The following is a 10,487-nucleotide window of genomic DNA, read 5'->3' on the forward strand; positions in this document are numbered from 1 at the left end:
CTATCGAAGGGGTCGGCATACGAACCTACTTGTCTAATCCGCTGCAAAGTTATAGAAAAAAGAAGTCACCAAGCACAAATTCCTCGCATCACATGCTCCTAGCAAAGGTTGCGGAAGACTCTTGCGGTTGGTGACCTCTTTTATTGTTAGTTCTACTAGAGCGCTATGTATGGTAGCACAGCAGCTCTAGTCTTTATTGTCTAATCGTCATGACGCTCACGACGGGGACGGCGCTCACGGCGCTCGCCATCGTCACGGCGCTCACGGCGTGGACGACGCTCAGGCTCTACATAGCCCTCGGGCTTAGGTAGGAGAGCCTTGTGCGAGAGGCTAAACTTGCCCGTCTTGGGGTCGATCTCGATGAGCTTGACATCAATCGTGTCGCCCTCCTTGAGACCTGTCTCCTCAATCGTAGCAAAGCGCTTCCAGTCTATCTCGCTGATGTGGAGTAGTCCATCCTTGCCTGGCATAAACTGTACGAAGCAACCGTACGGCATCACTGAGGAGACGGTACCCTTGTAGACCTCGCCCACCTCTGGGGTAGCGACGATGCCACGTACCATAGCTAGAGCAGCATCGAGAGACTCCTTGTTGGAGCTACTGATCTCGACGATACCGTAGTTGTCCACCTCTTCAATGTTGACCGTGGCACCACTCTTCTCCTGGATACCCTGGATGATCTTACCGCCCGGGCCAATGACAGCTCCGATGAACTCCTTGCCGATGCGGAGCGTCTCAATGCGTGGTGCATGAGGCTTCATATCAGGACGAGCCTCGGGCTGTGCTTCCTCGATCTTATTTAGGATGTGGAGACGACCAGCCTTTGCCTGTGCCAAAGCCTTTGCCAAGATCTCATAGCTCAAGCCATCCACCTTGATATCCATCTGCGTAGCGGTGATACCGTCACGCGTACCCGTTACCTTAAAGTCCATATCGCCGAGGTGATCCTCGTCGCCTAGGATGTCGGAGAGGATAGCGTAGTTGGTACCCTTGTTCTCGCTGATGAGACCCATAGCGATACCCGAGACTGGCTTCTTCATCTGGACACCCGCATCACGTAGAGCGAGCGTACCAGCACAAACCGTTGCCATAGAGGAAGAACCGTTAGACTCAAGGATGTCACTCATCACGCGGATCACGTAAGGATAGTCCTCAGGGATCATACGCTTGAGTGCACGGTGTGCCAAGTTTCCGTGACCTATCTCACGACGGCTGATACCGCGCGAAGCTTTTGCCTCGCCTGTGGAGAAGGGAGGGAAGTTGTAGTGTAGGAGGAAGCGCTCCTTGCCGTAGTTGAGTACATCGTCGACCAGCTTCTCATCGCTCTTGGTGCCGAGCGTTACAGTAGATAGTGACTGCGTCTCACCACGTGTGAAGATAGCCGATCCGTGAGGACCAGGCAGGCAGTCGGTCTCGATCCAGATAGGACGTATCTCGTCGGTGCGACGACCATCGAGACGCTTGCCCTCGTCGAGGATCATACGACGCATAGCCGCCTTCTCCATGTCGTGGTAGTAGCGGTCTATGATCATGCCCTTCTCCTCGAGCTCCTCTGCGGTAAACTGTGCCTTGAACTCCTCAACGATCGCTGCAAAAGCGTCGCCACGAGCATGCTTGTCGGTGCCAGCCGTAGCCACCTTGTAGATCTTGTCGTAGAGCTCACGCTGCATACGCTCACGTAGCTCCTCGTCCTGCTCCTCAGCAGGATACTCACGCTTGACCATCTTACCGACAGCCTCCGAGAGCTCTAGCTGAGCCTGGCACTGTACCTTGATAGCCTCGTGAGCCACCTTGATAGCCTCGAGCATCTCCTCTTCCTGGACCTCTTCCATCTCGCCCTCGACCATCATAATGTTGTCAAGCGTTGCTGCGACCATCAGGTCAATGTCCGCACGCTCTAGCTGCTCGAAGGTTGGATTGATGACAAAGTCACCATCTACACGAGCCACGCGCACCTCACTGATAGGACCGCCAAAAGGAATATCAGAGACCGCCAGCGCTGCCGAAGCGGCTAGTCCAGCGAGTGCGTCAGGCATATCGACACCATCAGAGGAGAAGAGGATAATGTTCACATAAACCTCTGCGTGGTAGTCATCGGGGAAGAGTGGACGCAGTGCGCGATCCACCAGTCGGCAGGTTAATATCTCATAGTCTGAGGCGCGTCCCTCACGGCGTGTGAAGCCCCCTGGGAAGCGACCTATGGCTGAAAACTTCTCTTTGTACTCTACCTGCAGTGGCATAAAGTCCACATCGGGCTTAGCATCCTTGGCAGCTGTCACAGCTGCGAGTAGTACGGTAGAGCCCATGGTTACGGTGACAGCACCGTCGGCTTGCTTAGCAAGCTTGCCCGTCTCGATGGTGATCGTACGACCATCAGGGAGGGTGATTGTTTTGTTGACCGGATTGATCATAAAAATCGTCTGATTACTTAATTCTATTTGTCTTATACCTCGATAAAATCGTCCAAAGTTACGAAAACTAAAGCAGATAGCGACTATTATTGCAAATTGCGCTAGGACTGACGCATGATTTAGGATGGAGCCATCGACGGCACTATCAAGGGAATCGGACAATTCCTCGGTGGAGATCATAGATTATTCACCGAGGAAACGAAAAATTCTTCGGAACTTCGAAATCTTTCTTCCGAAGTTTCATTTCATTCTTCCGAACTTTTATTTCGGCCCTCCGTGGGGAATTTTCGTTTGCTCCCTGGGGATTCTCTATTTCCTCGGTAGAAGTTGGGATCAGTCGAGATGCCAGAGTAACTATAAAGTGGCTCTACAGCACTGTGTAGCTAGGATTTAGCCACATACCTCTCGGAGGTCATCGAAGGAGGACGATTATTATTGCCAACCGCTCACCCAGCGCTCCGTCACTTTAACTTGAAGTAACAGATGATCGGCTTGTGATCCGAGATGTTGACGGATCGATCCACGTGGGCAGCTCGCGCTACGATCTGGTCGCTGTAGAGCATATGGTCGATACGCACACCGATGAGCGACTTGAAGTAGTAGCTGTAGTTGGTCCCTCGCCCAGTGGTCGCAATCGCATCGTGCAGACCAGCCGAGAGACGGTGATGCGTGTAGGAGATAGGCGTGTCGTTGAAGTCTCCGCAGACCAGCAGGTAGGGCGACTCCTGATAGTTGATGTCCTGATAGATCTGCTCGACCTGCTGAGCACGGCGCTTGAAGGCGGGCGAAAAGCGTCCCCCGACAGCTTGCGTGAAGCCCTTAGGATTGACCTCCTGCGCTAACTGAAAGTAGTGCGCCTGCTCCTCTCTTGTAAAGCCAAAAGACTCAAGGTGTAGGTTGTACAAGACCAATTTCTTCTCCCCAACGAGGATCGTAAAGACCGCTCCCCCATTGAACTTTGAGTGCAGATCTATGGGGCGCGTCGACAAGATAGGATACTTAGAGAGTACTATGAGACGACTGCCGTGATCCTTGACCGCATAGGCCGAGCTGTAGTAGGGATAGTTGCTCAGGGTGTGGCGCAGACTGCGCTCCGACATATACTTTGACTTGTTAGAGCTGAGCCATGCTTCCTGCAGACAGATGATATCGGCATCGCTCTTAGCCAGGTAGTCCGTGGTGGCGTGCTGATCGTGTGCCCCTAGCTTGGTAAACTGAAAGGCATTTGCATTGAGACTCACTACCTTGATCCAGTTCTCACGATCTATCGGAGGCGTCTGGCGTGCTCGTAGCGGAGCGTACAGCAGGAGCGTCGGCAGGGATAAGAGGAGCATGACCGTATTGATCGCAGCGCGACTCCAGGCTCGGATGATAAACCAATAGATCGCCTGCAATACGACTAGTGCGAAGAGCAGAGGAAAGAGCAATCCTAGGTAAGCCGAGAGGATAATGGTCGTCGGCGAAATGTAGCGACTCAGCAAGGAGCCCGCAAAGAGCAACAAGAGGAGCAAATTACCAAAGGAGACGAAGGTATGCCAGAAGCCACGGATCATTCCCCAGAGGGTGCGAGGCTTCTTTGAGCTTTGCGAGCTCGTCTTACGAGGTGCGGGGGACGGTGTGGTGCTATCCATAGAGTGCATGACTAGTTGTGACCCGACTGGTCAAGCCACTGATTATTGTGCTCAATGAGCTGCTCGCGCTCCTCATCGGATAGACTCTGATAGCCCGACTGCTGCACCTTATCCAGGAGCTGCTGATAGCGTGCCGTCTGGGCATCTTGTAGCTTCTCTTGCTGTCGTGCCGAGCGTTGTCGCCGACGATGGTACAGTCCTAAGCCACAGCCCCACAAGACCCCAGCCAGGTGAGCAATCAGTCCGCCTACATTGTACCCGCCATAGGCGAGTAGTAGGAGGAGAAAGACGAATAGTCCCACCTGCCATACACGAAGCGAACCGATCAATGGTAAGGGCATCTCCGCACGAGGAGCAGCCCCCACCATGTAGCCTACGAGAGCGATGACCGATGCAGAAGCTCCCACGAGGGGCAACCCTAGTAAAATCACCCCGCCAGCACGTAGCAACGAGGTGCAGAGTACGAAGGCTATCCCACCTACGACCGCTCCTCCTAGGTAGCTCCAGACGAACTGTCGCCATCCACTGTGACGAAGCTGCATCTCGCCAAAGAGCCAGAGCAGGAGCAGATTGAGCAAGAGATGCAAGCCACTATTGTGCAGGAGCGTGTAGGTGACGATCGTCCAGGGTCTACGCCACAGAGCCTCCATAGAGCAGGAGAGGTAGAGCTGGTCCACCACCCCACGCGTCCACCGAGTGGGCAGTGGCGAGGGTAGCTGGCGAACGATGAAGTCCACCAGCCAGAGGGTTACCAGTAGGAGCGTGATGCCCCAGAGCAGCCACCGATTAGTAGTATCTATACGTTTCTCCTGAAGCATTGTACAGCTTGCCTTGCTTACGCCATAGCAGTATGAGGAGCAGACCACCTAGCATTCCGCCTAGATGGGCGAAGTGTGCCACGTCACTCTCTATATTAGCCACCCCGAGGAAGAGTTCGATCACGCCGTAGCCGATCACAAAGTACTTAGCCTTGATCGGTATGGGGATGAAGAAGAGGTAGATCGCTGCATTCGGATAGAGCCAGCCGAAGGCGAGCAGGAGCCCAAAGACAGCCCCTGAAGCACCGATCGTCAGGAGCTGATTGACGAAGAACGCTGTAGCCATGCGAGAGCCATCGGGGAAGGCGACCACATCATACCCCGCCACCTCTCGGACAGTCGTCAAGCCCCAGACGAGCTCCTGCGAGAGCGCAGCGGTCAGTCCGCAGACTAGGTAGAAGAGCAGGAAGCGCTTAGCACCCCACGTCCGCTCGATCGTTGTGCCAAACATAAAGAGCGCAAACATGTTGAAGAAGAGGTGCGTGAAGCTCCCGTGAAGGAACATATAGCTTATCGGCTGCCAGACATGAAAGTCATGAGCCGTCACGTAGTGCAGTCCGAGGAGTCCCGTCAGATCAATGCCTACACGGGGCAGTACCTGCTGAGCTAGATAGCAAAGCACATTGATGATGAGCAGGTTGAGCGTCACGGGCGGGATCTGTATCCGACGGTTTGTATCAAATGAGTGCATAGCGTTATCGTCTAATCGTTGCGTTGTGTAGGGAGTTAGTACCAGCCACTGCCACCGTAGGTCGGCAGGCTGTGCTGCTCCCACTTCAGGTCACGAAGGAGGGAGGCATTGACCCCGATCACGAGGTTGTACGACTTGTAGGCACCGAGCGGGATGACACTAGCCGTGAGAGACCAACAGTGCAGGTCGCGGGTTATGTTGATGGTCATACCCGTCAGCTTCTTCAAGTCAAAGTTATAGTTCGCATCAAAGGAGAAGGTCCAGTTCGGCGTAGGCTGTAGCTGTCCTCGGAAAGAGAGGTTTTGGGTAAACATATACTCAAACTCTCGTCGGTGCGTGTTGAACTTCTGCCTATCCTGCGCCACATTGACACTATAGTTAAAGGAGAAGCTCCACGGCACGTCAAACTTCAAGTAGCCGTCATCGTCCCAGCTGTCCCGCTCGGTGTAACCACTGCGAGGACCTCCACCAGGCGAACCGTCAGGCCCTACCCTATCAGGTCCAGCGCCTCCGCCCATCGCTGTCGGATCATCGCCAGGAGACTTGGGCGTCTCATCGTCCGTCGTCGTAGCGCCCTTCTTCTTGTTAAAGAGCCCACTGACCCACTTACCGATCTTCTCAAAGGTCTGCGGAGTAAAGGTATAGTTAAAGCTCGTCCCCGTACCAAGGAAGGCTCCGATACCATGCCCGTTGAGTATCCTCAGCTTGTCCACACGGTAGGGTCTCACGTTGCCCTGCGGGTCCGTGTAGTAGTCCCATTCGTACGGATCAAACGAGGCGGAGAGGCGCAGCACGAAAGTCTTCGTAAGCCTCAGCGCTATGTTCGTATTGATGTTACTCCAGCGGAAGGAGTCGGCAGCCATATTGTACGAGAAGTTGAGCCCAAACTGATCAATGAGCGAGATCTTCTTAAACTGCTCCTCCACAGCGGTCGAGTCGGTCGGCATGCGTAGCTTCATCTCCACATTATTGTCAAAGGAGAAGTTGATCGCCCCCATCTTACCGCGCCCAGGATAGCCAAATATACCACGCTCATAAGGCGAGTAAACATAGTTGTGTGCCTGTCCCAGCGTATCGACATAGTCTATCTCACGGTAATAACCCCAGAAGGGCTCGCCAAAGTCTGGTGCATACGAGAGCGAGATCGAGGGTGAGAAGCGGTGACGAATCATCTGCACACGATCCCCAAAGAGCTTACGCCACGGCTCGTAGAAGCCGTAGAGCGTCGTACTCATAGAGAGCGCCGCACTAAAGTTATTCAGATGGTAGAAACCATAAGTCGTGTCCGCATCGACGATCCGCTGCTGCGCCTCGTCCCACCGCTTCTCCACGCGAGAGGTGTACCAGTAAGCCGTATAGTTGATCGAAGGAGAAATCTTGATATAGTTAAAGAGGTCAAAGGAAGCCGAGATAGGTATCGAGTGCTGCATACCATTGCGCCAATCCTTGACTAGATTGCTCTTGAGGAGCAGATTCTCCTTGGTCGTGATACTGTTACGTAGCGACCCGCTGTAGCTCAGCGAGATCTTCTCATACCAGCGCTCCTTGCCCACACGATTCTTTCGCTTGAAGGGATAGATCGTCGAGAGCGAGAGCGAGAGATTCGGCAGGGTCACACTGATCGTCGAGTCACGCGAGCGCTGATCTATGTTAAAAGCTCCCGTCAGCGAGAGCGGTATACCCGCAAAGCTCCGTCGGTAGCTAATGCTAGAGCCCTTAGTATTTTCGGCTCGGCGCTGATGGTTGTAGACCGCCTGCGTAGCGTTGTGATTGTAGCTGCTCGTCGAGAAGTTGACCGATGCCGAGAAGTTGCGTAGAGGATCCGCCTTGGGGTCTTGCGAGTGGGTCCATCGGAGAGATATATCTTGAGAACGACTATAAGTCGAGGGAATATCTTTGTCCCCCTGCACCGTCGATATATAGCCCGCCTGCACGCTACCACTATACTTATAGCGCTTGCGGTAGTTAGACATAGCATTGACCGCCCAGGAGCCATTCGTGTAGACATCGCCCGTGAGCGTCAAGTCCCAGTAGTCGTTCAGATTGAGGTAAAGACCACCATGCGTCAGGTAAAGTCCTCGTGTCTGATCAATACCGTAGCTCGGCATGATGACACCCGAAGTCTGCTTCTCATTGAAGGGGAAGAAGGCAAACGGCAAACCGATGAAGTAGAGCGGCACGTCAGCCATCACCAGATAGACAGGCCCCGTGACGATCTTATCCTGAGGCTTAGCCTTAGCACGCGTCAGGTTAATGTAAAAGTGCGGATGATCATGCAGGTCACAAGTCGTATAGCGACCATCCTTGAGGTACATCGTATTGTCCTTGAGACGCTTCGTCTGGGCAGAGGTCAGAAAGCCCTCACCCTGCTGCGTCGTTACGTCCGTGATGAAGCCTTGACCCGTCTTGAAGTTGTACTTCATCGTCGTACTCTCAAACTTCTGATCCCCATCAGCAAACTTAGGTCTAGCCGTCGGTTGCCCCAAACTATCTAGCACATACTGCGCATAGACCTCCGAGCTGTCAGAGACGATCTTGAGGTAGTTCGCCTCGATGCTCATCCTTTGGTACTTGACCTCACTAGGCCCGAAGAAGTACATCACATTGCGCCCCGTCATGACGAGCGAATCCTCAGCCGAGAAGGTCACAGGCGCCTCCAGCTTGAAGAGCTCCACCGAGTCAGTCTCAGTGATAGACGTTTCGGCACCTTTTGCCAATGTATCGGTTGCTGTGGGAGCTAGCGTCGTATCCGCTTTTGCAGCGAGACTGTCGCTGACCACTGATAGCGAGTCCGGAGGCATTGCCAGCGAGTCCAGCGAGCGAGTCGTATCAGCCGATAGATCCGCCACGACCGTGTCCAGCGACTCCGTCTGTGACGGTGTAGTGGCAGGCGTCACCGTGCGTCGTACCTGCGTCGCGCATGACACGACCACCACCCCTATGACAAGCAGTAGGAGCAGTCGCACGAGCGAGCGAGGAGCTATGACAGAGCTAGACATGTACTATAATAATGCGACCAAGCTTATGATGATACATCAACCGCAGGCAAAGGTACTAAATAGTGGCGTGCCACGGCACGTCCTGTGCCCGTCACGTGTAACCCGTACATTCCTGGAATGTACGCCCCGTCGCCCGTGCTTTGGTCAGGCTACATAATTTTAGTACCTTTGCACCCTAACAAGTATACACGCATATAGCATATTAGTCCTATGAACATATCACACGAGCTTAAAGACGATAGTGTCGTACTCCTAAACATCACCCTCTCCAGTGAAGATATCAAAGAGCAGGTCGCTGACCAGCTGAAGCATCTGCGCAAGACCGCCGAAATGCCAGGATTCCGCCCAGGCAAGACCCCAGCGTCCATCATTGAGAAGAAGTATGGTCAGGCAGTACGCTTTAGAGTGATCAACGAGATGACCTCCGAGGAGATTCGCCACTACCTCAAGGAGCAAGGCATCCATACCGTCGGAGGGCTGATCATGGAGCAAGACGAAAACACTTATACACCTGAGCAGACGGACTATAAGCTACAAATATCTGCGGGACTAATGCCACAGTTCCCCGAAACCATCGACAGTAGCGTCACGCTACCTCACTACACCGTTCAGGCCAACGATGAGGAGATCGACCAGATGATCCAAAACGCTCGCGAGAATGCTGGCGAGCGCACAGAGGTCGAGGACGTTCAGGACAAAGATGTGCTCTACGTCTCCGTACAGGAGCTAGACGACAAGGGTCAGCACGCCATCGAGGGCATCACCCTGGAGGAGAGCTACATCATGCCTCTGTACGTAACCAATGAGGAGATCCGTGCAGAGATCCTCAAGGCGCACAAGGGCGACACACTCACCATAGATCTCCACAAGGCGTATGACAACAACGACGTCGAGATAGCTTCATTCCTACAGATCAAGCAGGAAGAGGTACACGAACACAAGAACCCCTTTGAGATTCAGATCAAGCGCATCCTACGCAACAACCCCAGCCCCATCGACGAGAAGCTCTTTAAGCTCATGCTCGGCCCCACGACTAAGGTGACCAATGAAGAGGAGCTCAGAGCAGAGCTCAAGCGACTACAAGGCGAGCGCAACGACGCCATGGCGAGTGACATCTTCACCACCGTCGTCTCTAAGTACATCGTAGAGAAGATCCAGGGACTGACCTTCCCAGACAAGCACCTAGCACTCCTACTAAATGAGAAGACAGAGGAGGAGACACAAGAGGCATACGATGAGCGCATCAACAAGATCCTACCATACGTACGCTACCAGGCCATGCTCGCATCGCTCAATAAGCAGCTAGGCGTCGAGGTACCCGACGAACTCGTTCGCAAGATCGTGAGAGAGGGCGTCATGAGACAGATACAGTCTGCTGGACTGGGACAGCTACTCTCCAACGATGAGTTGGTCGAGAGCATCGTCAATAGTACCATAGAGAAAAACGATGAGCAGCTCTTCAGCGCCAAGGAGCAAGCCAAGGAGCAGGCTCTCGCAGCAAAGGTTCAGGAGCTCGTCACGCTCGATGAGCAGAAGCCCCTCACGATCAAAGAGCTGTACGAGGTGCACGCCGATCTGCAGAAAGAGATCAATAAGCTCCTCGGACTCAGCGACGTCGAGCCTGCAGCAGAAGCTTAAGCAATCAGCCGAAACGGGTAGCCAGCAAAAGCTACCACAAATCATACAGACTAGCGGGATCATCTCACCGACGTGTGAGGTGATCCCGCTAATTTATGAGACGATGGACCCTTTGTATGGACGCAGGGGAAGTGTCAAGCGAGAGGGAGTCCGTCCCCGAACGACGAGACGTGTAACGGCTGTGCGTCCGTTGTGTCAAAGCTGGACGAGTAACGGTTGTAGGGACGCTCGGTCGAGCGTCCGTTGTGTCAAAGGTTACGGCGTTCGTTGGTTTTAACGGGAACGGACGCACGACCGTG

Annotated in this window: 7 protein-coding genes; 2 read left to right on the forward strand and 5 right to left on the reverse strand. The window is 53.8% G+C overall.

Annotation, left to right across the window (positions count from 1 at the left end):
• Window positions 1–200 precede the first annotated feature (200 nt).
• The 5 genes from PORUE0001_RS00765 to PORUE0001_RS00785 all read right to left on the reverse strand — a co-directional run bounded on the left by PORUE0001_RS00765 (window position 201) and on the right by PORUE0001_RS00785 (window position 8,550).
• Window positions 201–2,411: a polyribonucleotide nucleotidyltransferase gene (locus PORUE0001_RS00765; RefSeq protein ID WP_007364524.1), complete on the reverse strand. Its 2,211-nt coding sequence runs from the start codon at window positions 2,409–2,411 to the stop codon at window positions 201–203.
• Window positions 2,412–2,872: 461 nt separating this feature from the next.
• Complete coding sequence (locus PORUE0001_RS00770) at window positions 2,873–4,042, reverse strand: endonuclease/exonuclease/phosphatase family protein (protein ID WP_039865155.1); 1,170 nt, start codon at window positions 4,040–4,042, stop codon at window positions 2,873–2,875.
• Window positions 4,043–4,053: 11 nt separating this feature from the next.
• Window positions 4,054–4,860 (reverse strand): rhomboid family intramembrane serine protease, encoded by an 807-nt coding sequence (locus PORUE0001_RS00775; RefSeq protein ID WP_007364518.1) that lies wholly within the window; start codon window positions 4,858–4,860, stop codon window positions 4,054–4,056.
• A complete protein-coding gene (locus PORUE0001_RS00780) occupies window positions 4,829–5,551 on the reverse strand; it encodes a rhomboid family intramembrane serine protease (protein ID WP_007364522.1) in 723 nt (240 codons plus the stop codon). Before PORUE0001_RS00780 ends, PORUE0001_RS00775 begins: the two co-directional genes overlap by 32 nt.
• A 35-nt stretch (window positions 5,552–5,586) precedes the next feature.
• Window positions 5,587–8,550: a putative LPS assembly protein LptD gene (locus PORUE0001_RS00785; RefSeq protein ID WP_007364526.1), complete on the reverse strand. Its 2,964-nt coding sequence runs from the start codon at window positions 8,548–8,550 to the stop codon at window positions 5,587–5,589.
• On the opposite strand from PORUE0001_RS00785, the gene PORUE0001_RS10495 reads away from it, so the two are divergent.
• Together PORUE0001_RS10495 and PORUE0001_RS00790 are read left to right on the forward strand one after the other, a co-directional pair.
• Window positions 8,534–8,707 carry a hypothetical protein gene (locus PORUE0001_RS10495; RefSeq protein ID WP_157750177.1) on the forward strand — a complete coding sequence of 58 codons (174 nt, stop codon included), beginning with the start codon at window positions 8,534–8,536 and terminating at the stop codon, window positions 8,705–8,707. The genes PORUE0001_RS00785 and PORUE0001_RS10495 overlap by 17 nt on opposite strands.
• A 53-nt stretch (window positions 8,708–8,760) precedes the next feature.
• Window positions 8,761–10,188: a trigger factor gene (locus PORUE0001_RS00790; protein WP_007364514.1), complete on the forward strand. Its 1,428-nt coding sequence runs from the start codon at window positions 8,761–8,763 to the stop codon at window positions 10,186–10,188.
• Window positions 10,189–10,487: the final 299 nt, after the last annotated feature.

The organism is Porphyromonas uenonis 60-3 (genome assembly GCF_000174775.1).
Taxonomy (GTDB): domain Bacteria; phylum Bacteroidota; class Bacteroidia; order Bacteroidales; family Porphyromonadaceae; genus Porphyromonas; species Porphyromonas uenonis_A.